Here is a 26,790-nt window from a genome sequence, read left to right as displayed (position 1 = left end):
CGATTGCTCGGTCGATGCCGGCTGAAGCCATACTCTGCGAGTCGAACGGTCGGGGCAAAAACGTCGTGATCTCACGCGGCACCGCAGCGACGTCGGCCGCCGACTCGAACGCGGTGTCGGCGCGGGGACTCACGATCGGTCGCCGGGCTCCACCGAGAGCCCGACGTCGTCTCCGGCACGCTCGCGCAAGGCCGTCTGCAGTCGCTCGCCGCAGGTTTCGTGGAGCGTCCGCGCCGTCTCGAGATCGATGTCCTCGATCGTCGGTTCCGACCAGGAGAACGTCTGGGAGCTGGCCGTATCGACGACCAGCGACGCGAGTCCGAGGCGGCGCTGGAAGATCGACCGCCGCGTCGAGATCGTTTGCACGCGGTAATAGGGAATAACCGTCGTCCGCCGTCGCCAGAACCCGCGCCGGATCACGATGTGATCGTCCCCGACGTGATAGCCGATGTTGACGTACTTCAGGTGCGCGGCGGGCGGCGCCGCCGCGACGGCGACCGCGGCGAGATACCAGCGCTCGAGGCCCGTCACTCGACTGGCTCCGAAGGCGAGGGCGACGACGCCGACGGCCAGCAGCGAGTAGCGCACGAGGTACCGACGTCGGGCAAGCGGCGACGCGCCGCGAAAGTCGGGGCGGTCGACGCCGGTCAGCGCCGTCGCGAAGCGATAGATCCGCGATTCGGCGGCCATCGGAACGGCCGACTGATTCCCGCCGGCGCTCTCCGGTCCGTAGCCGGCGGTCTCGACCCAGAGGCCGGCGTAGCCGACCAGCCGCTGGAGCGGGTTGTCGGTCACCGTCACCGACTGAATCTTGTCGGTCGGGATCGAGCCGCTGTAGCGCTGGAGCAGCCCGCGCTCGTAGAGCAGATCGTTCCCCTGCCGGCCGAGCCGGAACCCGTAGTAGTTCACGATCGTGTAGAGCGCGCTGGCGACGTACGTGGCGACGAACCACTGCAGCGCGGCGACCGCGGCCAGAATGAGGAGCGCGTTGACCGGGGCCCCGTCGATCGATTCGGGACCGCCGACCGCCCGGGCGGTCTCGAAGACGAAGTCGGGAACGAAGCCCGCACCCGAATCGGCGTCCAGAAACAGGGTCACCAGCAGAATCGGGAAGACAGCGGCGCCCCACCGAAACGCCGTCGCGGCGTAGACCAGCAGTTCGCCGACCTCCAGTTCGAACAGGAGCGTCGTCGATCGATCGCCTCGAGCGGCGTCATTGTCGCGCTGGGGCTCTACGACGTCCTCGTCGGCGGTCTCGGAGACCGAATCGGGCGCCGCGGACCCCTCGGCCGCGTCGCTCGCGTCGTCGAGCGCGGCCGTTCGCCGTCGGATTTCCGAGCGGACGCGATCGGCCTCGTCGCTGCTCACGAACCGCAGCGTCGCCTCGGTGCTGCCGCCGCCGGCGGTCTCGATCGAGACGGCGGCGAGGCCGAGCAGTCGCTGGACGATCCCCTGCGAGACGTCGACGTTCTGGACGCGGCGGTACGGAATCTCGCGGGCGCGCCGGGAGAATACTCCCGACGTCACGTCGAACGTGTCCGCCGTGAGCGCGTACGTAAAGCGGTAGTAGTACGCGAGGCCGTAGCCGACGCCGACGACGAAGCCGAGCGGAGCGAGGACGAACAGGAGGTCGACGGCCAAGTCGGCGTCGATGCCGAGGGCGGTCGGGACGATTCCCGTGAGGAACACGGGAATCGAGAGTCCGGTGACGCCCCGCCGAACGGCCATCATCGCCCCGCTGAGCGGGTGGAGACGGTTCGTCTCAGACGCCATCGTCGGCCTCGCTTTCGACGGCCAGTTTGCGAAGCGTATCCTGCAGGTCGCGCGCTCGGTCGGGGGTCAGCCCCGGAATGCGGACGTCCGCGTTCCGGGAGCCCGCCGTGTAGACGACCACGCTCGAGAGCCCGAGGGCGCGCTCGATCGGCCCGAACTGCGTGTCGACGTGCTGGACGCGAACGAACGGCACCGAGGTCTCGACGAACGTGAGGACACCCCGTTCCAGGTAGAGCGCGTCGGACTGGACTTCGTACTGCCAGACCCGGTAGAGCTGTACCGCGTACGCGATTCCGAGGCCGAGGCCGAGGAGCACGACGGCGGCGATCGCGGCGGTCGGAACGTCGGTCACCCACTGATCGACGGCCGCGAGCACGACGCCGAGAGCGATCGCGCCGATCGCTCCCTTCGCGATCCAGAAGAGTCTGATGCGGGGATGGAGGGCTTCCATATCCGAAAAGTGTTAGTGCTGTTCAATAAAATCTCGGGATCGTCGCGGCTCACGTAAAGTCGATCGTCAGCCCGCTGTCGTCGGCTCGGGCGCGCTCGCGAAGGGCCGTCTGGAGGCGTTTTCGGCCGGTGCCGTGAACGTCGCGCGCGTCCTCGAGGTCGACGTCGTAGATCGTCGGCGACGTCCAGTAGAAACTGCGCGAACTCGCCGTGTCGACGACCAGCGACGCGAGCCCGAGGCGACGCTGGAAGATCGACCGCCGCGTCGAGACCGTCTGGATCCGGTAGTAAGGGATCACGGTCGTCCGTCGCTTCCAGAAGCCCCGTCGGACGACGAGGTGGTCCTCGCCGACGTAGTAGCCCAGGTTGACGTACTTCAGGAAGGCCGCGGGCGGGACCGCGACGAAGACGACGGCGGCGGCGTACCAGCGCTCGAGGGCGGTAAACTGCGCGACGGCGAACGCGGCCGCGACGACGAGCGTTGCGACGATTGCGTACCGGGCGAGATACCGTCGGAGCGCCGTCGTCGGCGGGCTTCTAAACCGCGGCGATTCGACGCCGGTGAGCGTCTCGGTGAACCGATGGACGCGACCCTGTTCCGCCAGGGGCACGGCCGACTGGCTGCCCCCGCTGTCGCTCTCGGGCCCGTAGCCGGCCGTTTCGACCCACAGTCCGGCGTATCCGATCAGTCGCTGGAGCGGGTTGGCGGTCACCGTCACCGACTGCACCTTCTCGACGGGGATCGAGCCGCTGTAGCGCTGGAGCAGCCCGCGCTCGTAGACGAAGTCCCCGCCGGCCCGACCGAGTCGGAAGTCGTAGTAGGCGGCGAACGTGTAGACGACGCTCAGCACGTACGCGGAGACGACGCCGTTGACGATCGACACCACCGTGAGGATTCCGTAGCTGGCGGTCGACCCCTCGCCCAGCGTCGCTGGACCGCCGAACGGCCGCGCGGCGCTCACGAGCAGTTCGATGGCGAGGTCGGTCGCGAGGAAGAACAACCCCAGCAGGGCCGCGACGGCGGCGGGGCGGAACGACGTAAACGAGTAGAGCAGGAGTTCCCGCGCCTCGAGTGCGAACAGGTGCTGTCGACGCGGTCCCCGCGGGTCGGGTCCGGCGACGCGGTCGCGACCGGCTGAGACCGGTTCCGAATCGCTCGTTGTCGTATCGTCCGTCGACTCGGGTTCCGCCGTCGGTCCGTCGGCGTCGGGCGCCGGTTCGTCGAGGTCGGTCGCGGCGTTCGTCCGCTCGGCCTCGGCGTCGCTCGAGGCCTCGTCGGTCGCAGGGCTCCGCTCGTCGGTCGCCGACGCGTCGGACCGTCCGCGCCCGCGCCGGCGGTCTTTCACCTCGGCGGTTCGCGTGCGGATCTGGTGTTGGAGCCGGGTGGCCTCCGATTCGCTGACGAAGTTCAGCGCGGCCTCGGTGCTGCCGCCGCCGGCGGTCTCGATGGAGACGACGGCGAGGCCGAGCAGTCGTTGAAAGACGCCCTGTCGGACGTCGACGTTCTGGATGCGTTCGTACGGGATTTCGCGCGATCGGCGGGCGAGCACCCCCGAGGCGACGTCGAACGTGTCCGGAGTGATGCCGTACTCGAACCGGTAGTAGTAGGCGATTCCGTAGGCCGCTCCGACGACGAGGCCCACCGGCGCGGCGATGGGAACCCAGGCCGACTCGATCGCGTCGAAGATCCCGCCGAGGAGGAGCGTGAGGATCGACGCGACCGACAGCCAGAGGAATCCGTACTGGAGGGCGTACGCGGCCGCGCTGAGTGGGTGCAGACGGTTCATCGCGGTCAGACGGCGTCGGTGGCGTCGCTCTCGGTGGCCAGTTGGCGGAGCGTATCCTGGATCTTCTCGGCGCGCTCCGGGGTCAGCCCCGGAATGCGAACGTCGGCGTTCCGCGAGCCCGCGGTGTAGACGACCACGCTCGAGAGGCCGAAGACGCGTTCGACGGGGCCGAACTGCGTGTCGACGTGCTGGACCCGGACGAACGGGACCGCGGTCTCGACGAAGGTGACGACGCCCCGTTCGAGGTAGAGCGCGTCCGACTCGATCTCGAACCGCCAGACGCCGTAGCGCCGGACGGCGTAGGCGACGCCGAGGACGACGCCGAACGCGACGACGACGCCGAGGGCGATCGTCGGAACGTCGACGACCCACCGGTCGACGGCCGCGAGTCCGACGCCGAGCGCGATCGCCGCGAGCGCCCCCTGGGCGATCCAGAGGAGTCGAACGCGGGGGTGAAGCGATTCCATACGGGTATCTTTCAGGAACGGCGGATAAAACTGGGGTTCGGCGGTTCGACGGCGCGGCCGACGGTCGGGAGAGCGCCAGCCATGGTAACCCGTCGTTAGCCCTCGTACTCCTCGTATTCCTCGGGTGTGTAGGTCGACAGCTCGAGGGCGTGGATGTCCGTCGTCATGTGGCCGTCGAGGGCGTCGTAGACCTGCTGGTGTTGCTGGACCAGCGGCTGGCCCTCGAACGCGGGCGAAACGACCGTCGCCGCGAGGTGGTCGTCGTCGTGTTCGTCTCGCGCGTGCGTGACCTCCGCCTCCGCGTCCTCGAGGTTCGATTCGATGAGTTCCTCGACGTCTGCCGGTTGCATGGTCGAAACGACGGGCGCTCGAGGCAAAAACACGGCGGTCCGCGCTCGTCCCCGACGGGAACGGACGCCCGCGGCGCTTCGAACGGGCGTGTGACCCCCTGTTTTATACCCGCTCCACCCGCTGTCGGTGGTATGTCACTGGCAGCCGAGACGCGCCGGGCGGTCGATCGACGGCCGTTCCTCCGGGCCGCGTTACGGGCAGGCGTCGTCAACTACACCGCCGCCGCCCGGTATCTGGACGTCGACGAGGGGACCGACGCGGTGGCGACGGCGCTGCGCCGCTACGCCGAGGAGTTGCCGGCGTACGACACGGGCTCAAGGGACGCCAGAGTTCGGATGCAGAGCGGAATCGCCGCTCTCGACGACGGGAGCGGGCGCGGCGAACGGGGCGACGGCGAAGCGACTGGGACGGACGACGGCGACTCCGAACCGGGGCTGCTGACGGTCGGCGGCACGACGTTCGGTCCGCGGAACGGAGACGGGAGTCTGACCGCAATCGTCGCGACGGGGGCCGTCGACTCGCGGGCCCTCGCGACGGCGCTCCAAGCGCTCTCGATCGATGACACCGAACCCGTCGCGGCCGCCGTCGGCGACGGCTCGCTGGTCGTCGTCGTCGACCGCCGTGACGGCGCGATGGCGCTGCGAACGATCGAGGACGCCCTCGAGCGCGTTCCGGCGGCGGCCTCGAGCGAACGGTAGTCCGGTGATCGATCGGCCGGGAGGGTAGTCGGCTTCGAGGGTGGACGCGAGGCAGACCCCGCGTCGCGGCCCTAGCTCCGCCGTGTGTAGATGACACGGTTTAACTTCCGGCCGGGGGAAGTGTCGCTAATGACCCTGCACGTGACGAACACGTTGACGGGCGAGAAGGAGCCGTTCGAGCCACGGGATCCCGAGAGCGTCCTGCTGTACTACTGTGGCCTGACGGTCTCCGACCCGCCCCACCTGGGCCACGCGCGGTCGTGGGTCCACGTCGACGTCATGCACCGCTGGCTCGAGTACCTCGGCTACGACGTGCGTCACGTCGAGAACTTCACCGACATCAACGAGAAGATCGTCGCCCGCGTCGGCGAGGACGAGCTGGGCGAGGACGAACTCGGCGTCGCCGAGACCTACATCGAGCGCACCCTCGCGGACATGCGATCGCTGAACCTCCTGCGGGCCGAGGTCTACCCCCGCGTCTCCGAGCACATTCCCGAGATCATCGACCTCGTCGAGACCTTGGTCGAGGAGGGCTACGCCTACGAGTCCAACGGCTCGGTCTACTTCGACGTGACGAGCTTCGAGGAGTACGGCAAGCTCTCGAACCAGGAACTCGACGAGATCGAGTCCCAGGGCGATCCGGACGAGCGCTCGGAGAAGCGCCACCCGGCGGACTTCGCGCTCTGGAAGGCCGGCGCCGTCGACGAGAGCGCGGTCGAAGAACACCGCCACGAGGGCGTCGAGCACGGCGCCGACCCGCCCGCGGGCGAGACCTGGGAGTCGCCGTGGGGCGAGGGCCGACCCGGCTGGCACATCGAGTGCTCGGCGATGAGCATGACCCACTTAGACGAGACGCTGGACATCCACGTCGGGGGACGGGACCTCGTCTTCCCCCACCACGAGAACGAGGTCGCCCAGTCCGAGGCCGCGACCGGCCAGGCGTTCGCGAACTACTGGCTCCACTGCGAGCTGTTCCAGATGGACGACGAGAAGATGTCCTCGAGTCTGGGGAACTTCGTCACCGTCGACGACGCGGTCGACCGGTGGGGAACGAACGTCCTGCGGACGTTCCTGACCGCGGGCTCGTACAACAGCAAACAGCTCTACTCCGACGAGACGATCGCCGAGGCCGAGGAACGCTGGGACCGCCTCGAGCGCGCCTACGAGGCCGCGGTCGAGGCGGTCGACTCCCCCGACGCGCGGACGAAAGTCGAGGACGCGTCGTTCCGCGAGGAGATCGAGACGGCCCGCGACGCGTTCGTCGCGGCGATGAACGACGACTTCAACACGCGCGAGGCCCAGTCCGCGTTGCTCGAGATCGCGACGGCGATCAACGCCCACCTCGAGGACCGCGCGGAGTACGACTATCGGGGCCTCCGGGACGCCGTCGACGCCCTCGAGGAACTCGGCGACGTGCTCGGGCTTTCCTTCGCCGGCGAGACGACCGGGACGGCCGACCTCGCGGGCGACGTCGTCGACCTCGTCCTCGAGGTCCGCGAGCGCGAACGCGAGGCGGGCAACTACGAGCGCGCCGACGACCTGCGCGACGAACTGCAGGCGCTTGGTATCGAGGTCCAGGACACCGACGACGGCGCGACCTATCGGCTCCCCTCCGGCGAGTAACGGTCGGCCGGACACCCTGCGAACCGTCGATGCCGACGCCGGCGTCCGTCGTTCCCGTTCCCGTTCCCGTTCCACGACGTGACGAAGACCACGAAATTTATGCTTCAGAGTACGGTCGACCAGAATAGTATGAATCGACGACGATTCGTTGCCGCGGCCGCCGCCGGCGCCGTCGGCGTCTCAGCGGGCTGTCTCAGCGATCTCATCGACGACGCCACGACGTTCGAAGCCTCGCCGATCCGCGTCAGCGAGGACGCGGCCGGGGAGGCCGGCTACGAGTACCAGGGAACCGAGGAACTCGTCGAAGAGCGCGAGTTCGCCGGCGAGTCGGTCGAAGTCACGAACTACATCACCGAGTACACGCGGACGATCGAACTGCCCCTTGACGCCTTCGGCTCCGACACGAAAGCGGGCGTCTTCGCGCTCGTCTCGACGCCGCAGGTCTCCGTCGCCGGCGAGGAGTTCAATCCCGTCGGGGAGATGTCCAAGGCCGAACTCGTCGACTACCTGCAGGGACAGTACGAGGGCCTCGAGGTCGGCGACAATATCGGCGGCCGGGCCATCACCAAAGACGAGATCGACGGCCTCGACGCGGCGGTGCGGTTCGACACGTGGGAGGGGGCGGCGACGCTGCAGGGCGAAACCGAAGTCGACGTCTACGTCGACGTCGCCCGGGCCGAACACGGCGGCGATCACGTCGTCGTCGTCGCCGTCTATCCCGACGACGAGAACGTTCCGATGGAGTCCGAGCAGGATCGCGCCGATACCATGACCGCCGGGATCCAGCACGGCGACGACGTGGACGTCGAACTCGAGGACGGCGACGAGTAACTCGAGCGGACCACGTAATCGATCCGCGACGATGCGATTCAGCGCGATTCGTTTTTCCGCGGAATAGAAGCCTCGTGACCGGCGCTCCCGTCGACGCGATCAGAGTCCCAGCGCCGCCGCCAGCGAGAGCCCGCTCGCGAGCGCGCCGACGAGGTAGCCGGCGATCGCACCGCCGTTGAGCAGCGGCAGTCCCGCGTGGGGTCGGCCCTTGAGGACCATGTACATGAGCACGAGCAGGCCGGCGATCGTGCCGAGCAGCGCGCCCAGCGCCGGAACGTTCAACGCGATTACGGGGACGTCGAGCGTCCCGACCTCGAGGAAGTACGCCGCGCTCGCGACGAGGACCGTCGGAATGACGGCGTCGCCGAGCCCGATGAAGAGGGCGTCGCGCTCGAGGGCGTCGTCCCCGTCGGCCGCCGGGTCGGCGTCGGTCTCGTCCGCCGCCGCTGTGTCGTCCGGACGCGGCCCGCCGTCGGTGCTCGAGGCGGCGGTCGGACTCGAGTCGTCGACGCTGCTCGGGTCGCCGGTATCACTTCCAGCGTCGGTCTCTTCGTGGCCGTCGACGACGCCCTCGGTGCTCTCGGGGTCGAGGTAGGAAAAGGAGAGCGTCGTCGGGACGACGAGGACGACGGGGATCTTGAGCGCCATCACGCCCTCGGCGAGGTCCAGCATGTGCTCGGTGCCGTAGACGCTGATCGCGTCGTAGACCGCGAGGACGGTCAGCAACAGCAGCGCGGGCAGGAGCCCGAAGCTGATGCCGAACAGGGCGGCCGCGCCGGCGCCCATCACGACGCCCGTGATGTCGATGACGTACCACTCGGGATAGAGCAGGAGGGCGCCGCCGACGGCCACGGCGGCGGCCGCGGCGACGACGTTGACCGAGCCCACGGTGACCACGGACGGGACGAGTTCGGCGAAGACGTACCACGAGATCATCACGCTGACGCCGATGATCATGGCCTTGATGAGCCACTCGACGTCGTACTTGATGGTGACGAGCATGAGCGCGGTCGCGACGAGAATGATACCGAAGTAGACGAGACTGTTGGTCGGATCGTCGGGGTTCTCGACGGACTGGTGGCCGCCCTCGTAGAAGGGTTCGACCAGCGCCAGCGCGCCGAGTTGGACGCTCAGAAAGAGCGCGACCGTCAATCCGACGGCGAGAAGGACTCGCGTCCGATCGTTCATAGCCCGCGGTTCGCACCCGCCTCCTATGGGTGTTTTCCTCTCCCCTCGAGGCGGCTCGAAGAATCGACGGCTCGGGGCCGAGACGGGGGTAGCGTTACCGCGCGTACAGCGTCGACCCGACGAGCGACGGCAGGTGGACGTCGTCGTCCGGCGTCACCGCGAGATACGGGCGGTCGACCGGACCGAAGACGTCGACGACGCGACCGACCGACTCGAGGGAGTCGTCGAGAACCGACGTTCCGATCTCGTCGCGGAAGCGATCGCCGTCGTTCGATCCGTCGTCGGTGTCCTCCGCCCGCAGGACGGCCAGTCCCTGTGCGGTGCGGACGACGGAGCCGATCCGGCGCACGTCAGTCGCGCATCGCGACGACGTACGCCGCGACGGCTTGAACGAGGTCGTTTTTCGTCGAGTCGTCGGCGCCGCGGACGACGACCCGGCCGCGGTCGGCCCAGTGCTCTCGAGAGTAGGCCTTGTCCCGCTCGATCGTGGCGTCGTAGCCGATCTGCTGGACGGCTTTCGCGATTTCGTCGACCGACGGCTCTTCGACCGCGAGGTCCTGCGAGACGCGCCGTCCCTCCGAGCGGGTTCGGTTCGCGTCGAGATAGGCGGGCCAGATGACGTTTTCGACCATACACTCATCTCGGCAGTCCGACGGGTAAATGCTTTTCAAAACGGGGCGCCGGGGACGGCGGTTGCGGTTCGGCGGTTATCGACGACGCGCGAGGATGCCGACGCCGGCGAGCGCCGCGGCGACCGCGACGGGAGCCCCGAAGCCGGGGATCGTGTCCTCCTCACCGTCAGCGCTCGTCTCGTCCTCCTCTTCTGCCGCCTGTTCTTCGGCGGCCTGCGCGAGGGTTTCGACCGTCTCGACGATCATCGGCCCGGGCTGGTTCATGAAGTTGTCGTTGACCGCGACGGTGTTCCCGTTCTGATACGCCGTCGTCGACTCGACGGCGTCGGGAACGGGCGGTTCGTCCTGGTAGTCCGGGTAGACGATTAGATCCGGATCCGCGTCGACGACCGACTCGGGATCGATCTCGCCCCAGCCCTCGACGCCGGCCTCCTCGGCGATGTTCTCGAGTCCGGCGGCTTCCAGCACGTCGTGGTTGAACGTTCCCGGACCGGCCGTGGTCCCGTCGTCGCCCATCGCGTAGTACGCGGTCGGCGACTCGTCGGCGTCCGGCTCGACATCGTCGAGGCGCTCCGCCATCTCCTCGATCGTGTCGTTCGCACCCTCACATTCGCCGGCGAGCTGTCCGGTCACGGCGACGTTGTCGTAGACGTCGTCGATCGACGTCGCCTCGTCGACGACGTAGACGGTCAGGCCCGCTTCGTCGCGGAGCTGCTCGATCAGACCCTCCTGATACAGCGCCGTGTTGGCCGCGATCACCACGTCCGGCTCGAGGTCGATCACTTGCTCGGTGTCGACGCTCGATCCGTCGTCTTCGCTGATATCGGTCGCGTGGTCCTCGACCTCGAGGTAGTCCGTGTACTGGCTGATCGGCATCCCGACGACCTTGTCTTCGGCGCCGATCGCGTAGGTCGTCTGGGCGTCGCTGGGCTGTAACGCGACGATCTCTTCGGGCGGTTCGTCTATCGTGACTGTTTCGCCGGTCGCGTCGGTGAGTTCGATCGGGTACTCACAGTCGAGGTCGGCGTCCTGTTGTGCCGACGTACCGTCCGTGCCGACGGCGGTGGCGCTGCTCCCGGCAACTGCGGCCGGGGCGAACGCTGCAGTAGCAACGAGCATCACAACGAAAACGGATAATACAGTTCGCATACCTCGAGTTCTGGGGGTACTTCAACAAATATTTGCCTAAACCAACCGTGGTTGAGACCCATGTACCAGCGAGGCCGCGTCGTCGCGTGGTCGACCGGCTTGATCGCGCTGCTGGCGACCGTCGTCGTCGCCAGCGCCGCGCTCGGTTCGGTCCGGATCGAGCCGACGACGGTCGCGATGGCCGTCCTCAACGCGATCGCCGTTCCCGTCGGACTCGCGGTCGAGAGCGCGACGATCCCCGGACTCGGCATCGGGGTTCCGGTCCCCGGCCTCGAGTACGCGCCGCTCTTCTCGTTCGACGTGCGGTCGTCCCACCAGATCATCGTCGCGGACATTCGGCTGCCTCGAATCGTCCTCGCCGCCACGGTCGGGATCTCGCTTTCGACCGCGGGAACGGTGATGCAGGGCTTTTTCAGAAATCCGCTGGCCGATCCGTCGATCATCGGCGTCTCGTCGGGGGCCGCGGCGGGCGCGGTCGCGGCGATCGCGTTCCCGGCGCTGGTCCCGTTCGGGAGCCTCCACCTCTCGGCGTTCGTCGGCGCGCTGGGGACGGCGTTTCTCGTCTACGCGATCGCGACCGAGGGCGGCCGGACGCCGGTCGCGACGCTCCTGTTGGCCGGCGTCGCCGTCCAGGCGTTTCTCGGCGCGATGATCTCGTACATGCTCGTCCACAGCGGCGACGACCTCCGCCAGGCCGTCGTCTGGATGATGGGACACCTCAGCAACAGCACGTGGGGCGACGTGAAGTTCGCGCTCCCGGTGACGGTCGTCGGCGTGACGATCTTGCTGGCCTACGCCCGGGACCTGAACGTCCTCCTGCTGGGCGAGGAGGACGCTCACCACCTCGGCGTCGACGTCGAGCGGACCAAACTCCTCCTGCTCGCGCTCGCGAGTCTCGTCACCGCGGCCGGCGTCGCCGTCGCCGGCGTCATCGGCTTCGTCGGCCTCGTCGTGCCCCACATCATGCGGCTGCTCGTCGGTCCCGACCACCGGATTCTGTTGCCCACCAGCGCCCTCGCCGGCGCGTCGTTTCTGGTCGCGACCGACACGATCGCGCGGCTCGGAACGCTTCCGCTGCCCGTCGGCCCCGCGATCGACACGCCGATCGTTCCCGTGGGCATCATCACGGCCGCGCTCGGCGCGCCCTTCTTCCTGTTCCTGCTGACCCGCCGGGAGGTGCATTCGGTGTGAGGGGCTTCGAAAACGGCGAGCGCGGCGACGGCACCAATCGGGACCCACCCGTCGATCCCGATCCCGATCCCGAACCCGAATCGTCCGTCGAGTCGGCGTCGATCGCCGTCGACGGCGTCTCGCGTTCCTTCGGCGACCTCACGGTGCTCGAGGACGTCTCGCTGACCGTCGATCCCGGCGAGTTCGTCGGCTTCGTCGGTCCCAACGGCGCCGGGAAGACGACCCTCCTGCGGCTACTCAGCGGCGCGCTCGAGCCGGATTCGGGAACGGTCACCGTCGACGGCGTCGACGTCCACGACGTCCCCTCGAAGCGCTCGAGTCAGTTGGTCTCGGTCGTCCCGCAGGACACGACGCTGTCGTTTTCCTTCCCCGTTCGCGACGTCGTCGAGATGGGGCGACACCCCCACCGCTCGCGGTTCTCGGGACCGACGCCCGAGGATCGCGCGGTAGTCGAACGGGCCCTCGAGCGCACCCGCACCGCCGAGTTGGCGGACCGACCGATCGACGAGGTCAGCGGGGGCCAGCGCCAGCGGGTCGTGCTCGCGCGGGCCATCGCGCAGGCGACGCCGGTCATGCTGCTCGACGAACCGACGGCGAGCCTCGACGTCAACCACCAGCTCGAGACCCTCGAGTTGGTCCGCGAGCTGGTCGCGGAGGGCCGGACCGTCTGCGCGGCGATCCACGACCTCGAGCTGGCCGCGCGCTACTGCGACCGGCTGGTGATGCTCGCCGACGGCGAGGTCTATCGGAACGGACTGCCGGCGGACGTCCTCACCGGCGAGTCGCTTTCGGACGTCTTCGACGCGACCGCAGCAGTGACGCGGAATCCGATCACGGGGACGGAGACGGTGACGGCGTTCCCGAACGACGCCGGAGTCGAGGTCCGCAGCGAGGACGGACCCGACCGTCGCGTTCGCGTCCACGTCCTCGGGACCGGACAGGCCGCCGCGGGCGTCGTCGCCCGACTCGCGACGGCGGGAGCGGAGTTCGACGTTTCCGTCGGCCCCGTCACGAGCGGCGATACGGCGGCCGAAACCGCTCGCTCGCTCGAGATCGATCGCCTCGAGGTGGCGCCGTTCGAGTCGCTCTCGCCGGCCGATCTGACGGCGTTCGAGGATCGCGTTCGGAACGCCGACGCGACGGTCGTGACCGAGAGCGTGTTCGAATCCGACGGCGCGGGGACGCGGCGGCTCCTCGAGTCGGTCGAGGCGGCGGCCGACGCGGTCGTCATCGCGACGCGGGCGGAAGACGATTCGTCTCGAGCGGGACCGACTGCGTCTCCGGAACGGAAGCGGGGGCTCGTGGCGACCCCGGAGACGATCCTCGAGGCGATCCGGAGCGCGCTCGAAAGCGGATCGGAATCGGCGCGCTCGGTCGTCGATTTCGACTCGTCGGAGACCGACTCGAGTTCGTCGGACGGCGACTCGAGTGCGGGCGTGTCGGCCGAGTCCTCGAACGACTGAACCGGCCGGTGAGGCCGACCGCGACGACGTCGACGCCTACTGGCGCTGCACGTACTTCCCGATCGATCGGACGCTCGGGAGGTGGGAGCCGCCGATCTCGATCGCGCCGACGCGGTGTGCTGTGACGTAGACGAGCAAGGCTCCGAAGAAGGTCGCCGGCGTCAACGCGAAGTGCCACAGGAGCGTGGTTTGAACCTCGTACCCCAGTCCCTCGAGCACCTCGGCCGCGGTCTCGAGCGCGAACAGAACGGCGGGATGTGCGACGTAAACGCCGACGGCGTACTTCCCCCACGCGGGGAGCGGCGTCCGCGCGCCGAGCGTCGGACGCGACAGGAGAAACAGGAACAGCGAGAGCGTGACCAGCGCCGTCGCGATCGTGTAACTCGACGTGTAGACGCCGTGACCCAACGTCTCGTCCGTCACGACGTATCCCAGAACGTATCGTTCGCCCAGGTGGAGCGCGCCGAAGAGGACGGTCGCGCCGAGAAAGAGCGCGCTTCGATCGGCACTCGGTCGCCACTCGCTCGAGTGGAGCGCGTACCCCAGGCTGGTGTAAAAGAATCCGAAGAACAGCGCGTCTCTGACTTCGAACGGAACGTCCACGAACATCGTGTAGCTCGATCCGAGGAGGCCGACGACGTGGAGGCCGAGCGAAATCGGAACCAGGTATTTCGTGGCGCCGAAGACGACGAACGAACAGATGATCGCGAGCGAGAAGAGCAGCGCCGGAAGGAACCAGAGGATCTCGCTCACCGAATTGCCGTAGTACAGGAGCGCGAGCGGCGAGACGAACTCGGTCAGTTTGAGCACGACGGTGCTCGCGATGTCTCGGTTCTCGAGACCGGCGCGGACGACCCACCCCGCGAGGAACACCGGCGCAGAGAGCAACAGTCCGAACGCGTAGATCGACGAAATCGTCGCCGCTCGCTCGGCGAAATACTCGACCGGATCGCGGCGAGCGATCTTGCGGGCGAACAAGTATCCGGACGTTACGAAAAAGAACGGCACCGCGAACCGCGCCGACGAATCTATAACGAAGTTGAGGATATTGCCGTGCGCACCGATCCCTCTGAACGGGTCTGTGTGTATTGTGATAATAAACGCCATCGCAATGATGCGCATTGCATCTATGCTGTAGATGCGATCGGACATTGTCCGGGCAAATTTCACCCTTATATATTGCTTTTGGGCCTCAATTAGAAGATATTCAGACTCGGGAACGTATTTAGTGGGACGGCCCTCCCTACTACCTAATTCACTTGACTAGAGTTCGGTGTGAAGCCGAACCGTTCGATACTCTCGCCAATATCGTCCATTATTTGATTTGGTGTTGACATTAGTTTCGGACGGAAGACCGAGCGATCGGTAACTCGCAGTCGGCCCGAAGGCGATCACGGGGAGACGCCGAACGATCCCGCAGTCGGCCGAGGGTGCCCTCGAGGCTTGAAACGCGCACGCGCTCGAGCGGAAATCGCGGCCGTTTCTCCGAGCTAGAGATAGTTTAGCACAGTTTCGCGCGCAAACCGCGCTCTAACCGGACGCAGAACGTCGTTTCTCGAGAGACGGGTGCGTGGCTTTTTCTCCGGCCGCGGGATCTCGCAACCACATGAGCGATTACGATCCGACCCGACGGACGGCGCTGCGGCTCATCGGTGCGACGGCCGCCGCGAGCGGACTGGCGACTGCGGCGACCGCCCAAGAGAACGAGAGTAACGAGAGCGACGGGGACGCTCACGAGGGCACGGGTGACGACGCCGACCGGAGACCGATCATCCTCGCCGGCCGGAGCGAGTACTGGTACGGCATCGCGCCCGAGGAGATCGAAGGCGAGGAGAACCCGACGCTGGACCTCGCGGCGGGGACGGAGTACGAATTGGTTTGGATCAACGTCGACGGCGCCGAACACGAACTGATCATCGAGACCGAGGACGGCGAGGAACTCGAGGAGTCCGATTCCTCGGAGGAAGCGGGCGAGGCGGTGTCGATGACGTTCGAAGCGAGCGAGGACGCCGCGGAGTACTACTGCGAGTACCATCCCGAGGCGATGCGCGGCGACGTCGAACTGGGCCAGGGATTCGACTTGGCGCCCCACGAACACGAGGGACACGAACACGGAACGGAGGGCAACGAGTCGGCGGACGAGAACTCAAGCGAGTGATCGAACGAGCGGAGTCGCGGTCTGGTCTCCGCTCGTTCGGCGTGATCACCCTCGAGTGTCGAGTGCGAACGTTTCAGCAGGATCCTCGAGCGACTGCGCTCAGTGTCCGAGGACGCGGAGGATGATTCCGATCACGATCCCCGAGATCCCGACGACGATGCCGACGCCGGGGATGACGGGGATCGGGATGAGACCGATACCGAGGACGATCGCGAGCAGGATCACGATCGTGGAGAGTCTGACCATACTCGAGTGAGCGGACAGCGGGGCGTAGCCGTTGGGCTTGCTCGTGCGACTGCACCGCGGCGGTCAGCCGACGATCTCCCCCTCGAGGCGGAGCGCTCGTTCCGTCCGTCTCGCTTCCGGCCCCGCTTCGACGAGCGTCGGCTCGTCGATCGGTTCCGAGAAGCGATCGGGATCGGGCTCGACGCGCTCGAGCATCGCGGAGAATTCCGATCCGCGCCGACCGCCCGCGGAGACGATACCGCCGTACTTGCGCTCCTCGAAGCCCGTTTCGTCGGGGTTGGGAAACGCTTCGCGGATGAGCGCCGCCGTTTCCCTGAGGTACTCCGCCGCGCACTGTTGCGTGTAGACGCTCTCCCTGTAGTAGGTCTCCGCGTGATCGTCGGTCAACGCTTCCGACGAGTGCTCCGGCGACTCGTAGCGGATCGATTTCGGCGTGGTGTAGCTGCCGGCGAATCGGATATTCGTCGTGAAGCTATCGGGGTAGCGAAGGATGAGCGGCGAGAACAACATGTCCGTCACGGTCGTCCGCTGTTGGATGCGCCACAGCCCCTCGACGTAATAGGCGGCGATCGCCCCGAGTCGATCGTCGCGCTCGCCGCGGTGGTACGCCCTGGCGACCGCTCGGTAGTCGTCGCCGACGATCCGGCGAAGCCGCCGCTCGAAACTCTCAGCGACGCGCTCGAGTTCCGCCTCATAGGCGTCCAGGAGCGGGACGTCGGGATCGGCGAGCAGGTCCGCCTTCCGCTCGCGGGCCGCCGCGACGGTCATCATGTTCTCGTGGAATACCCGCTCGGCCTTGAGGTTCGGCAACGGCGTTCTCACCGCGCGATGATACAGTACCTCCGCGTCCCCGTTGAATCGGTCCCGTTTCCCCATCGTACGGAAGCATACGTCGAAACGCGCTATTAAGTCGATCGGCACGCGCGAGCCTCCCGGGAGAACGAACACGCGACCGACGCCGCGAAACCGAATCCCGGCGGAACGGGGCCGCCGTCGGTCCGGCCGTAACTGGACGGTTTTTTACCCCTCCGCCTCCGAGTGGCCGCCAATGAGCGAGTACGATTACGACGAGCTCGGACTCGTCGCCGGGCTGGAGATCCACCAGCAACTCGACACGGCGACGAAGCTGTTCTGCCAGTGTCCGACCGAGCTCCGCGAACCGGAGGAGTCGACGCGCAGCTTCACGCGCTACCTCCACCCGACGCGGAGCGAACTGGGCGAGATCGACCAGGCCGCCTTGGAGGAGAGCAAGGTCGACCGCGAGTTCGAGTACCTCGCGTACGACACGACCTGTCTCGTCGAGGAGGACGACGAACCGCCCCACGAGTTGGACGCGGAGGCCCTCGAGACGGCCCTCGAGATCGCCCAGCTCATGGATATGAAACCGGTCGATCAGGCCCACGTGATGCGCAAGATCGTCGTCGACGGCTCGAACACGACGGGGTTCCAGCGCTCGACGCTGATCGCCACCGAGGGCGAGATCGAGACCAGCGAGGGTGCCGTTGGAATCGAGGACATGCTGCTCGAAGAGGAGAGCGCCCAGCGCGTCGAAGAGACCGATTCGGGCGTGCGCTACAGCCTCGACCGGCTCGGGATTCCGCTGGTCGAGATCGGCACCAGCCCGGACATCTCGACGCCTGAGCAGGCCCTCGAGGCCGCCGAGCGGATCGGGATGCTCCTGCGCTCGACGGGGAAGGTCAAGCGCGGGCTCGGGACGATCCGCCAGGACGTCAACGTCTCCATCGAGGAGGGCGCCCGCGTCGAGATCAAGGGCGTCCAGAGTCTCGACGACATCGACGACATCGTCCGCAACGAGGTCGGCCGGCAGGCCGAACTCGTCGACATCGCCGCGGAGTTAGCAGAGCGCGAGGCCTCCGTGGGCGAGGTACAGGACGTGACGGACGTCTTCGCGGAGACGGAAAGCGGCGTGATCGCGGGCGCGCTGAACTCCGGCGGGTCCGTGATGGCGGTGCCGCTCTACGGCTTCGACGGAATCGTCGGCCGCGAGATCGCCCCCGACCGTCGTCTGGGGACCGAACTCTCCGATCACGCCAAGCGCCACGGCACCGGCGGGATCTTCCACACGGACGAACTGCCGGCCTACGGCGTGACGGAAGGCGAGGTCGACGACCTGCGCGAGGCCGTCGGCGCCGGGTCCGAGGACGCCGTCGCCATCGTCGCCGCCGACACCGACGTCGCCGAGGCGGCCATCGACGCCGCCGCCGAGCGCGCCGCGACCGCCCTCGAGGGCGTCCCCGAGGAGACACGCGACGCGAACGACGACGGGACGACCCGCTACCTCCGTCCGCTCCCGGGTGCGGCGCGGATGTACCCCGAGACGGACGTGCCGCCGGTCGAACCCGATCCGAGCGAGGTTCCCGAGCCCGAACTGCTCACCGAGAAGGTCGAGCGCTACCGGGACGAGTACGGCCTCGGCGAGGGGCTGGCCGAGCAGGTCGCCTACGGCGAGTACATGCCGCTGTTCGAGGACGTCGTCGCCGACGGTGTCGATCCGACGCTCGCGGCGTCGACCCTCGAGTCGACGCTGACCGAACTCCGACGGGACGACGTCCCCGTCGAGAACCTCGAGCGGGAGCACCTCGAGGGCGTCTTCGCGATGGCCGAGAGCGGCGACCTCCCCAACGAGGGCGTGCCGGACCTGCTGACCGCGCTGGCCGAAGATCCGGACCGGACCGCCGAAGAGGCGGCCGAAGAAGCCGGCCTCGGGGGCGCCGACGAGGAAGAGGTCCGCGACGCCATCGCCGAGGTCGTCGAGCGCAACGAGGAACAGGTCGAAGAAGAAGGGATGCAGGCGTTCTCGGGCCTCATGGGCGAGTGCATGGGCGCCCTGCGCGGCAAGGCCGACGGCGACCTCGTGAGCGAACTGCTCCGCGAGGAGATCCAGAAGCGCGCGTAGGAACCACGCCTCGAGTCCGTCTCAATTCGAGTCCAGTCGATTCTCACTCGTCGGTTAGCTCCTCGAGCAGCGTCTCCAACTCGTAGCTCTGGAGCGCGTCCCGTTCCTCGATCGCCGAGATGACGAACGTCGAGTCGGTCCGCTCGACGCCCTCGAGCTGCTCGAACTCGGCGATCAACCGTTCGACCATCTCGCTGCCGCTCAGTCGAGCGACGACGATGAAGTCGGTCTCCCCCATCGTGAAGTAGACGTTCGTAACCCCCTCGACGGTCAGCAGTCGGTCCGCGAACTCCTCGTACGACCCCTGATAGTCGGCGTGAACTTCGACCAAGACGGTGACGCCGAGTCCGAGTTCCTCGAGGTCGATCTCGTAGCGATCGTTCGCGATGATCCCCTCCTCTCGGAGGTTGTTGAGCCGGTAGTGGATCGTCGAGACCGGAATGCCGGTCGCCTCGTGGAGCCGTTCCGGGCTCCCCGTCTCGAGTTCGGCGATCGCCTTCAGCAGGCGCACGTCGCGTTCGTCGATGGCCATGAACGAGGGTTGGTCGGGTAGCGGGATGTGTCTTCCGACCGAAGTAATTGGAGTTATCTACAACATTGGTGCCAGTCGTGGATGGGTACTCGGAAGACATCCATATGTGTGGTTTTCAATCCAGGAAAATCCGCTCGCTTGTAGAAGAGCCTAAATATAGCGACGATTTCCGAAGCGGATATGAAACTGTTCGATTCGGTGCCGAGCGGGTACCGCGAAGCGGTGCTCTTTTCGATGCTAGCGCTGTGCTGGGGAACGTCGTTCGTCGCGATCGAGGTCGGTCTCGAACACGTGCCGCCGCTGCTGTTCGCCGGGCTCCGCTACGCGGTCGCCGGCGCGATCGTCTTCGGGTACGCGACCGTCGTGACCGATCGCACGCGGCCGCGAAGCCGAGCGGAGTGGCTGGCGGTAAGCGTCGCCGGCGTCTTCGTCATCGCGCTCTATCACGGGCTGTTGTACCTCGGCGAACTGCACGTCTCGGGCGCGGTCGCGGCGACGCTCGTCAGTACGGCCCCGATCCTCACGGCGGCGTTCGCCGGCCTCGTCCTTCCGGAGGAACGGCTCTCGCTCGGCGGCGTCGTCGGCTTCGTGCTCGGGCTGGTCGGCGTCATCGCCGTAGTCCAGCCGTCCCCGGGATCGCTCGGCGACGACGTCACCGTCGGGGCCGCGCTGGTGTTCGCCTCGGCCGTCGCGTTCGCCCTCGGCAGCGTGTTCGTGCGACCGATCGACTCGGAGCTCCCGCTCGAGACGCTCCAGGCTTGGTCGATGCTCGTCGGCGGCGCGGTGCTGTTGGGCTGGGCGGCCCTCCGGGGCGAATCGGTCGCGACGATCGATCCGACCCTGTCGGCGCTGGTCTCCTACGGCTATCTGACGCTCGTCTCCGGCGTGTTCGCGTTCCTGCTCTACTTCGAACTGCTCGATCGAAGCGGAGCGACGCAGGTCAGTCTGGTCAGCTACGCGGAACCGGTCGTCGCGATGGGCGTCAGCTGGATCGCGCTCGGCTACGTCGTCGATTCGGTGATGCTCCTCGGGTTGGTGACGATCCTCGCGGGCTTCGCCATCATCAAGCGCGGCGCGCTCCGGGCGCTGCTGCGGTCGGCGCTCGAAACGCGCTCGACTGCGACCTCGAAGTAGGAACGTACGTCGGCGACGGAGGGTGGTCGTCCGATTCCGACGATCGCCGAATTTCGACAGAGACGAACAGTCTCGCTGGATGGCTAGTGTCGGATATCTGCGGCGTCGGTAATCTTTATCAGTTCACACGTTGGTCGGACGAACACCGAACCAATGACGCCAGCGACACACGAAACCGAGATCACCGCCGTCTGCCACGTTCGAGCGCCGCTGCTGCTCGAGCCGGTCGACAGGCAGGTCGAGACCCTCCGCGCCTGTGAGTCCGAGGGCGCTGTCGACGACCTGCTGTTGCGCAGTTGGCCCAAGGAGGTCACGCTGACCGACGACACGCCCTATCGGGAAGCCCTCGAGAGCGTCGAGCGCTTCGAGGGGTGGGCGGACCGCCGAGGCGTGAGCATCCGACCGCCGTTCCGGGAGCGCACCGCGACCAACCAGATCAGCGGCGAGACGACCGACGTGCTGATCATGCCGATGCTCTGTCTCGAACTCTACGCGGACGACGAACTGGTCGGCGTGTTCCCCCACACCGACGAGGACGCCGACGAGACGTACACGACCGACGAGGCCATCGCCGCGCTCCGAACCGGGGAGCTTCCCACGCCGCTCGGCGGCGAACCCGAAGAGACGGCGGCCGCGGATTCGGGGACCGACGACTGTCCGGACTGCGGCGCCTCGCTGATCGACGGTCAGGGGCTGTTCGCCTGCCCCGAGTGCGGCTGGGTCGGAACCGTCACCGAGACGGGTCAGTTAGTCGCCAGGGAAGAACCGTCTCGAACGACCGAACGCGAGACCGCGGCGGCCGAATCCCGGTAAGACGTCCGACTCGACGATCCGTCGGATTCGCGTCCGAATTGCTCTTCTCGAAGCTCGTCTCGAGGCCGTTACTCGCGGCCTCGGTTCTCGGCGGGTCGTTCGGTCGCCCGCCGAAGGATGCCGAGCAGCGTGTTCGCCTCGCGTTCGGTCAGATCCGCGCGGCCGAACACGCGCCGGAGCATCCGCATCGTCTTGTCGCGTTTCTCTTCGGGATGGTTGATCTCGCCGAGGAGGGCCGCCCACTGATCGTAGAGGCGATCGACCGTCGGTTCGGGGGCGCGGACGCGTTCGACGTCCGGTAGCTGGGTCTCGTCGTCGTCGAGGGCCAGCGAGCGCAGTTCGTACAGCGTGATCGTCGCGGCCTGGCCGAGGTTGAGGACGGGGTACTCGGCGCTGGCCGGGATCGAACAGATCTCGTCGATGCGGGCGAGTTCCTCGTTCGTCAGCCCGACGCGTTCGCGGCCGAAGACCAGCGCCGTCGGCGCCTCGACGGTCGGCAGTCGCTCCGCGAGGTCCGCGGGCGTCGAGAACGGGAACCGGACGTGACTCCGGTCGTCCTCGTTGGTGACCGCCGTACAGCCGATCGTGTGATACTCCGCGACGAGCCGGTCGAACGAGATCTCCGTCGCGTTCGGAAGCACGTCCTCCCGGGCGTGACCCGCGAATCCGTAGGCCTCCCCGTCGGGATCGAGTTCCGGCGGATCGACCAGCAGGAGGTCCTCGAATCCGAAGTTCTTCATCGCTCGAGCGATGGTACCGACGTTGCCCGGGAACTGGGCGTCGACGACGGCGACCGCTGGCGGGGTCCGATCGGACGGCGGTTCGGCGGCGGGCGGTTCGGGAGTCATCGTTCGATGGCGGATATCGGCTCGAGGAGTCGTGTATCCGTTTCGGTTCCGTCCGTTCGCACACGTCGGTACGGGAGTCCACGGCTCGGGTCGACGGACTGAGAGGGCGGCGACTCGAGGGACGCGTCGATCATACCTCGACTATCCGCTACGGTGGCAAAAGGGACGCGTTCGGGAGGTCCAGCGGTTACGTTCGGAACGACGGTTACTCCGCCTTGGGGGATCACGCTGATAACGAACTCTATCCTACCTGTTATCAAATAACCTTTAGTATTACTAGACCACGTTACTAGACTAGCTAGAACTAGATCTAGAACTATTCTAGATCTTAGTCTAGACGGCGTCTAAGACGGTCTGGAGATCTGTTCGATCCGTATTTTTTGGAGTTGGTTGGCTCGCTGGCGTTCGCTGAATCCGCGTTTTCCGATGGTGTGGACTCTCTGAGCGGTTCTGAACCAGTTCGTCCTCGAGCGATCGTGTCTCATCCGAGTCGTTGAGGGGACACACACCCCCATCGCGTTTGTAACGCCGTCTAGGTGTGGGGGTCTCTTCGTGGAACACACCTGTGTCGCGGATGTAAATTCGGCGGGTCAGTGCCTCGAATCTCGTCGAAATCCGGAATAATTCTGCAACCCCCTCCCCACCTTTCCCGTTACAAACGCGACGGGGGTGTGTGTCCCCTCCGCGTCAGACGTGCGTCGCACAGGGGGCAAGATCACCCGCTTTCCCGGCTCTCGGACGGATTCTTCTCACTCTCGTGATGTCTGTCCTCGGTTCTCCCGACTTCGGCGGCGGATCGAAGTTCGGCGGTTGACCGATGTCAGCGTTACATCCGCGACGGGGGTGTCGGTGTTTGACACGCTCGAGTCGCCGCCGCCGTTAGAAGCGCGAGGCCGCCGTCTCCTGTCAGTTCCGACGATACGGGTACTCGCGGCCGTCATAGGCCTATTCAGTCGGTATTTACATCCGCGAGCGATCTCCATACCTTTATTTCAATCCAGCGGGAAGGCACGGGGTACCGCAATGTCCGCAAACGACGATCGAGACCCGCTCTTTCGGTACGACGATCCGGTCTTCGCCGACGAGCGCCTGCTCGAGATTACGCACCTGCCCGGTCCGGATCGGATCGTCGGGCGCGACGAGCAGATGCAACGGGTTGCGGACGCCCTGAACCCGGCTATTTTCGGGAGCGAACCCAACCACCTGTTCATCTTCGGCAAGACCGGAACCGGCAAGTCGCTCATCTCCCGTTCGATCACCCAGCGGGTGATTTCCGAAGCACAGCGCGACGACATCACCGTCAAGTACGCCTTCATCGACTGCGGCGAGCAAAACACCGAGGCGTCGATCGTGAAGACGATCGCCCAGATCGTCAACGAACCCGATCGGAGCGGCGTCTCCGTCCCCGATCGCGGCCTCGGCACCGGCGACTACTACAAGCGACTCTGGCAGGCGATCGACCACTGCACCGACGTCACCATCGTCATCTTAGACGAGATCGATATGCTCGAGGACGACGAAGTCCTCCGGAAGCTCTCCCGTGCGGGAGAAAACCGGCGCATCTCGGACTCGAGTATCGGCATCATCGGCATCTCCAACAAGATCGACTTTCCCGACCACCTCTCGGAACGCGTCAAATCCAGTCTCTCTCGCGACGAACTCGTCTTCTCGCCGTACGACGCCAACCAACTCGTCGAAATCTTGGAGAAGCGGCGCGACGCCTTCCACGACGGCGTGCTCTCGGACGACGTCATTCCCCTCACGGCGGCGCTGGCGGCCCAGGAACACGGCGACGCCCGCAAGGCGATCGACATCCTCCGCAACGCCGGTCGCATCGCGAAGAAACAGAACGCGACGCGGGTCACCGCCGACCACGTCCGCGACGCCAAGGAGAAGACCGAGGCCGACCGCTTCAACGAACTCATCGAGGGCTCGCCCCAGCAGGCCAAGGCCATTCTCTACTCGCTGACGCTGCTGACCGAGAACAGCACGGAGAAGGAGTTCCCGACGAAGATCATCTACAACCAGTACAAGGAGGTCGCCCTCCAACTCGACTTCGACGTGCTCTCCGAGCGGCGCGTTCAGGAAATCCTTCAGGAACAGAACTTTCTCAACGTGATCCAGTCCGAACGCGAGGGTCGCGGACGCGGCCGCGGCGCCCACGCCAAACACCGACTGCTCGAGAACCCCTCGATCGTCAAGAAGGTGCTCTTGCGGGACTCGCGGCTCGCCGTCCTCGAGGACGACGGCGACGACGCTGCGTAGTTGCACACCGAGAACGATTTCTGCATCGCCCGGTCGCCGAATACGCCGGAACCGGGGGTCATTTCCGTTTCCTCTCCTCAGATCGGGTATGCACAACGTCGACGCTGCGGGGCTGGGGATCGGTGACGACCACCCGCCCCGCATTATGGGCGTGTTGAACGTCAGCGAGGAGTCCCCCTACGATCCCAGCGTCTACGACGACCCCGGCGAGGCGGCCCGATACGTCGACGAGGAACTCATCGGCGCCGGCGCCGATATCGTCGACATCGGTCTCGAGTCGGCGAACAAACGGTTCGACGTGCTCTCCGCGGACGAGGAACTCGATCGCCTCCACGTCGCCCTCGAGACGATCGAGAGCGTCTCCGGGGACGCCGTCTTCTCGATCGAGACCCGCTACGCCGAAGTGGCCGACGCGGCCCTCTCGAAGGGGTTCGACATGGTCAACGACATCGCCGGCTTCGCGGATCCGGAGATGCCGACCGTCTGCGAGGAGCACGACGTCGCCGTCGCGAAGATGGCCAGTCCGCCGAACCTCGAGCGGCCGGGGGCCGTGGAGGAAACGGACTGGGCCGCGCGCAAGTCGGCGGACTGGGCCGAGCGGGCCGACTACGTCGATCAGGTCTACGAGGCCCTCAAGCAGAACGGCCTGACCGACAAGACGATCGTCGACCCCGCCTTCGGCGGCTGGAGCGAGGCCCAGACCCTCGAGGACGACCGCGAGACCTTCCGCCGACTGCGCGAGTTCCGCGCGCTCGACCGGCCGATGCTGGTCTCGATCAACCGGAAGAACTTCCTCGGCGAGATCGCCGGCCGCGAGACCGACGAGCGGCTCCCGGTCAGCCTCGCGGCCACGTCGATGGCCGTCGAGCGCGGCGCGCACGTGATCAGGACCCACGACGTCGCCGAGACGCGGGACGCGGCCCTGATCGGCGACGCGTTCAGCGAACGCTCGCGGACCGTCGACGACCTCTCGGTGACCCGACTCGACGTGCACTCGAGTCGAGAACTGCGCGCGTACCTCGACGAACGCGGCGTCGATCCCGCCGTCGCCGACGACTGGTACGCGCTCGCGATCGAGATTGAGGGACTCCGGAGCGAGGATCGGGACCGCATTCGGTCGATCGTCGACGACGCCGACGCGTCCGTGTATCGTGGTACCAATAACCAGGTATTGATCGTCGGTTCGGTAACCGGAATTTCCGCCGTCAAAACGTGTCTTCGCGACGAAGACGGAGACCTGTCTTCGGTCGGGGAGTCGCTCGCACAAATGCTTGAGTAAGAGAAAGCTTATACCGCATGCTTCAAAAAGAGGGAGTGGACGCCGGGCGGCCTCCCGGGTAGGGGTACTTTGGAGGCGACTCCCGGCCCACAACACGGAATTATTGTGGCCTTACGTCGACCAGTGACGACTCGACCGGGCCGACGGTCCGTATCGGCCAGCGACGAGTCCGAACACCGATAGGACTCCGGCCGCCAGTACGACTATGGAGTTCGACGAGTGGGAGCCCGTCTACGAGGCCATCTGTCGCGACTTCGGCTACGATCGAACCGGCGACGAACGAGCCCGCGACGTCCTGGCTTCGCTGACCGACGACTTCGATCTCGACCGCCTCTCGAGCCTTCGGGACGCCACGGTGGCGGTCGCCGGCGCCGGCCCGTCCCTCGAGTCGGCGTCGGCCCTCGAGCGGGCGCGGGCGGCCGACGCCGTCGTCGCGGCTTCGACGGCGGTCGACACGCTTGCGGCGAACGGGATCGACGCCGACTGCATGGTGACGGATCTGGACAAGAACCCCGAGACCGTCCGTCGGTTGACCGGCGCGGAGACGACGGTCGCGGTCCACGCCCACGGCGACAACGTTCCTCTCGTTCGCGACGTCGTCCCCGACTGCGCGGGCGAGTTCGTCCTCCCGACGACGCAGGCCGCGCCGCGCGGCCCGGTCCGGAACTTCGGGGGGTTCACCGACGGCGACCGCGCGGCCTTCCTCGCCGACCACCTCGGCGCCGCGGAACTCGCCTTCGTCGGGTGGGACCTCGAGGACCCCGCCGTCGACTCGCCCAAAGCGCGCAAACTCGAGTGGGCCGAGCGACTGCTCTACTGGCTCGAGTCGCGGCGCGACGAGCGCTTCTCGGTGCTGGACGGCCGGCGGGACGCGATCGAGACGAGCGCCCTGCCCGTCGAGTGACGGCCCGTTCGAACGACGGCGGATGGCGGACCGTCTGGACAGCGCTCGGCGGCGGTCGTTCAGTCGTCGACGGCCGGACTAGTGAGTACAG

General features: G+C 66.8%; 26 protein-coding genes. 12 read left to right on the top strand and 14 right to left on the bottom strand.

Annotated features, from left to right (window positions below; genetic code table 11):
• Positions 1 to 129: 129 nt before the first annotated feature.
• The 5 genes from HTZ84_RS07085 to HTZ84_RS07065 form a co-directional block, all read right to left on the bottom strand.
• Positions 130 to 1,773 (bottom strand): PH domain-containing protein, encoded by a 1,644-nt coding sequence (locus tag HTZ84_RS07085; RefSeq protein WP_174680029.1) that lies wholly within the window; start codon positions 1,771 to 1,773, stop codon positions 130 to 132.
• On the bottom strand, positions 1,763 to 2,224 hold the full coding sequence (locus tag HTZ84_RS07080; RefSeq protein WP_008895299.1) for a PH domain-containing protein: 462 nt from the start codon (positions 2,222 to 2,224) through the stop codon (positions 1,763 to 1,765). The genes HTZ84_RS07085 and HTZ84_RS07080 overlap by 11 nt, the downstream gene beginning before the upstream one ends.
• A gap of 49 nt (positions 2,225 to 2,273) precedes the next feature.
• Complete coding sequence (locus HTZ84_RS07075) at positions 2,274 to 4,010, bottom strand: PH domain-containing protein (protein ID WP_174680028.1); 1,737 nt, start codon at positions 4,008 to 4,010, stop codon at positions 2,274 to 2,276.
• Between the two features lie 5 nt (positions 4,011 to 4,015).
• Entirely contained in the window at positions 4,016 to 4,477 is a 462-nt protein-coding gene (locus HTZ84_RS07070; protein WP_174680027.1) for a PH domain-containing protein, read from the bottom strand.
• 95 nt (positions 4,478 to 4,572) lie between these two features.
• On the bottom strand, positions 4,573 to 4,827 hold the full coding sequence (locus tag HTZ84_RS07065) for a BolA family protein (RefSeq protein WP_174680026.1): 255 nt from the start codon (positions 4,825 to 4,827) through the stop codon (positions 4,573 to 4,575).
• 132 nt (positions 4,828 to 4,959) lie between these two features.
• Between HTZ84_RS07065 and HTZ84_RS07060 the strand changes: the two genes are divergently transcribed.
• The 3 genes from HTZ84_RS07060 (at position 4,960) to HTZ84_RS07050 (ending at position 7,980) form a co-directional block, all read left to right on the top strand.
• Positions 4,960 to 5,526: a DUF7523 family protein gene (locus tag HTZ84_RS07060; RefSeq protein ID WP_174680025.1), complete on the top strand. Its 567-nt coding sequence runs from the start codon at positions 4,960 to 4,962 to the stop codon at positions 5,524 to 5,526.
• A gap of 129 nt (positions 5,527 to 5,655) precedes the next feature.
• On the top strand, positions 5,656 to 7,149 hold the full coding sequence (gene cysS / locus HTZ84_RS07055; protein ID WP_174680024.1) for a cysteine--tRNA ligase: 1,494 nt from the start codon (positions 5,656 to 5,658) through the stop codon (positions 7,147 to 7,149).
• 129 nt (positions 7,150 to 7,278) lie between these two features.
• A complete protein-coding gene (locus HTZ84_RS07050; RefSeq protein ID WP_174680023.1) occupies positions 7,279 to 7,980 on the top strand; it encodes a DUF6517 family protein in 702 nt (233 codons plus the stop codon).
• A gap of 99 nt (positions 7,981 to 8,079) precedes the next feature.
• Here HTZ84_RS07050 and HTZ84_RS07045 read toward each other — a convergent pair whose 3' ends face one another.
• The 4 genes from HTZ84_RS07045 to HTZ84_RS07030 all read right to left on the bottom strand — a co-directional run bounded on the left by HTZ84_RS07045 (position 8,080) and on the right by HTZ84_RS07030 (position 10,949).
• Positions 8,080 to 9,168: a presenilin family intramembrane aspartyl protease PSH gene (locus HTZ84_RS07045; RefSeq protein WP_174680022.1), complete on the bottom strand. Its 1,089-nt coding sequence runs from the start codon at positions 9,166 to 9,168 to the stop codon at positions 8,080 to 8,082.
• Positions 9,169 to 9,262: 94 nt separating this feature from the next.
• Positions 9,263 to 9,517, bottom strand: coding sequence for an H/ACA ribonucleoprotein complex subunit GAR1 (locus HTZ84_RS07040; RefSeq protein ID WP_174680021.1), 255 nt, complete (start codon positions 9,515 to 9,517; stop codon positions 9,263 to 9,265).
• A 1-nt stretch (position 9,518) separates the two neighbouring features.
• Positions 9,519 to 9,800 carry a signal recognition particle subunit SRP19 gene (gene srp19, locus HTZ84_RS07035; protein WP_174680020.1) on the bottom strand — a complete coding sequence of 94 codons (282 nt, stop codon included), beginning with the start codon at positions 9,798 to 9,800 and terminating at the stop codon, positions 9,519 to 9,521.
• A gap of 75 nt (positions 9,801 to 9,875) precedes the next feature.
• Positions 9,876 to 10,949 carry a PGF-CTERM-anchored ABC transporter substrate-binding protein gene (locus HTZ84_RS07030; protein WP_174680019.1) on the bottom strand — a complete coding sequence of 358 codons (1,074 nt, stop codon included), beginning with the start codon at positions 10,947 to 10,949 and terminating at the stop codon, positions 9,876 to 9,878.
• A 60-nt stretch (positions 10,950 to 11,009) separates the two neighbouring features.
• Here HTZ84_RS07030 and btuC point away from each other — a divergent pair, with 60 nt between their 5' ends.
• On the top strand, positions 11,010 to 12,140 hold the full coding sequence (btuC, locus tag HTZ84_RS07025) for a vitamin B12 ABC transporter permease BtuC (protein ID WP_174680018.1): 1,131 nt from the start codon (positions 11,010 to 11,012) through the stop codon (positions 12,138 to 12,140).
• Positions 12,137 to 13,603 carry a heme ABC transporter ATP-binding protein gene (locus tag HTZ84_RS07020; RefSeq protein WP_174680017.1) on the top strand — a complete coding sequence of 489 codons (1,467 nt, stop codon included), beginning with the start codon at positions 12,137 to 12,139 and terminating at the stop codon, positions 13,601 to 13,603. The genes btuC and HTZ84_RS07020 overlap by 4 nt, the downstream gene beginning before the upstream one ends.
• 36 nt (positions 13,604 to 13,639) lie before the next feature.
• On the opposite strand, the gene HTZ84_RS07015 is transcribed toward HTZ84_RS07020, so the two are convergent.
• A complete protein-coding gene (locus tag HTZ84_RS07015) occupies positions 13,640 to 14,755 on the bottom strand; it encodes an acyltransferase (RefSeq protein WP_174680016.1) in 1,116 nt (371 codons plus the stop codon).
• Between the two features lie 454 nt (positions 14,756 to 15,209).
• Between HTZ84_RS07015 and HTZ84_RS07010 the strand changes: the two genes are divergently transcribed.
• Entirely contained in the window at positions 15,210 to 15,761 is a 552-nt protein-coding gene (locus tag HTZ84_RS07010) for a plastocyanin/azurin family copper-binding protein (protein ID WP_174680015.1), read from the top strand.
• Between the two features lie 99 nt (positions 15,762 to 15,860).
• Here the strand turns inward: HTZ84_RS07010 and HTZ84_RS07005 are convergent, their stop codons facing one another.
• On the bottom strand, positions 15,861 to 16,007 hold the full coding sequence (locus HTZ84_RS07005; protein WP_174680014.1) for a hypothetical protein: 147 nt from the start codon (positions 16,005 to 16,007) through the stop codon (positions 15,861 to 15,863).
• A gap of 63 nt (positions 16,008 to 16,070) precedes the next feature.
• Positions 16,071 to 16,883 (bottom strand): hypothetical protein, encoded by an 813-nt coding sequence (locus HTZ84_RS07000; protein ID WP_174680013.1) that lies wholly within the window; start codon positions 16,881 to 16,883, stop codon positions 16,071 to 16,073.
• Positions 16,884 to 17,055: 172 nt separating this feature from the next.
• On the opposite strand from HTZ84_RS07000, the gene gatE reads away from it, so the two are divergent.
• Positions 17,056 to 18,924 carry a Glu-tRNA(Gln) amidotransferase subunit GatE gene (gene gatE, locus HTZ84_RS06995; protein WP_174680012.1) on the top strand — a complete coding sequence of 623 codons (1,869 nt, stop codon included), beginning with the start codon at positions 17,056 to 17,058 and terminating at the stop codon, positions 18,922 to 18,924.
• A 43-nt stretch (positions 18,925 to 18,967) separates the two neighbouring features.
• Here the strand turns inward: gatE and HTZ84_RS06990 are convergent, their stop codons facing one another.
• Positions 18,968 to 19,450, bottom strand: a complete 483-nt coding sequence (locus HTZ84_RS06990; RefSeq protein ID WP_174682545.1) for an Lrp/AsnC family transcriptional regulator — start codon at positions 19,448 to 19,450, stop codon at positions 18,968 to 18,970.
• 186 nt (positions 19,451 to 19,636) lie between these two features.
• Here HTZ84_RS06990 and HTZ84_RS06985 point away from each other — a divergent pair, with 186 nt between their 5' ends.
• Positions 19,637 to 20,590 carry a DMT family transporter gene (locus HTZ84_RS06985; RefSeq protein WP_174680011.1) on the top strand — a complete coding sequence of 318 codons (954 nt, stop codon included), beginning with the start codon at positions 19,637 to 19,639 and terminating at the stop codon, positions 20,588 to 20,590.
• Between the two features lie 153 nt (positions 20,591 to 20,743).
• On the top strand, positions 20,744 to 21,403 hold the full coding sequence (locus HTZ84_RS06980) for an HTH domain-containing protein (protein ID WP_174680010.1): 660 nt from the start codon (positions 20,744 to 20,746) through the stop codon (positions 21,401 to 21,403).
• 68 nt (positions 21,404 to 21,471) lie between these two features.
• Here the strand turns inward: HTZ84_RS06980 and HTZ84_RS06975 are convergent, their stop codons facing one another.
• Complete coding sequence (locus HTZ84_RS06975; protein ID WP_174680009.1) at positions 21,472 to 22,251, bottom strand: RNA methyltransferase; 780 nt, start codon at positions 22,249 to 22,251, stop codon at positions 21,472 to 21,474.
• A 1,023-nt stretch (positions 22,252 to 23,274) separates the two neighbouring features.
• Between HTZ84_RS06975 and HTZ84_RS06970 the strand changes: the two genes are divergently transcribed.
• From HTZ84_RS06970 to HTZ84_RS06960, 3 genes are all read left to right on the top strand, one after another.
• Positions 23,275 to 24,516, top strand: a complete 1,242-nt coding sequence (locus HTZ84_RS06970; RefSeq protein WP_174680008.1) for a Cdc6/Cdc18 family protein — start codon at positions 23,275 to 23,277, stop codon at positions 24,514 to 24,516.
• A gap of 88 nt (positions 24,517 to 24,604) precedes the next feature.
• Positions 24,605 to 25,795, top strand: a complete 1,191-nt coding sequence (gene folP / locus HTZ84_RS06965; protein WP_174680007.1) for a dihydropteroate synthase — start codon at positions 24,605 to 24,607, stop codon at positions 25,793 to 25,795.
• Positions 25,796 to 26,000: 205 nt separating this feature from the next.
• Positions 26,001 to 26,699: a 6-hydroxymethylpterin diphosphokinase MptE-like protein gene (locus tag HTZ84_RS06960; protein WP_174680006.1), complete on the top strand. Its 699-nt coding sequence runs from the start codon at positions 26,001 to 26,003 to the stop codon at positions 26,697 to 26,699.
• Positions 26,700 to 26,790 lie beyond the last annotated feature (91 nt).

Source organism: Haloterrigena gelatinilytica (assembly GCF_013342145.1).
Lineage (GTDB): Archaea > Halobacteriota > Halobacteria > Halobacteriales > Natrialbaceae > Haloterrigena > Haloterrigena gelatinilytica.
Note: the sequence above shows the minus strand (reverse complement) of the source record. Positions and strands in the feature narration are given on the sequence as shown.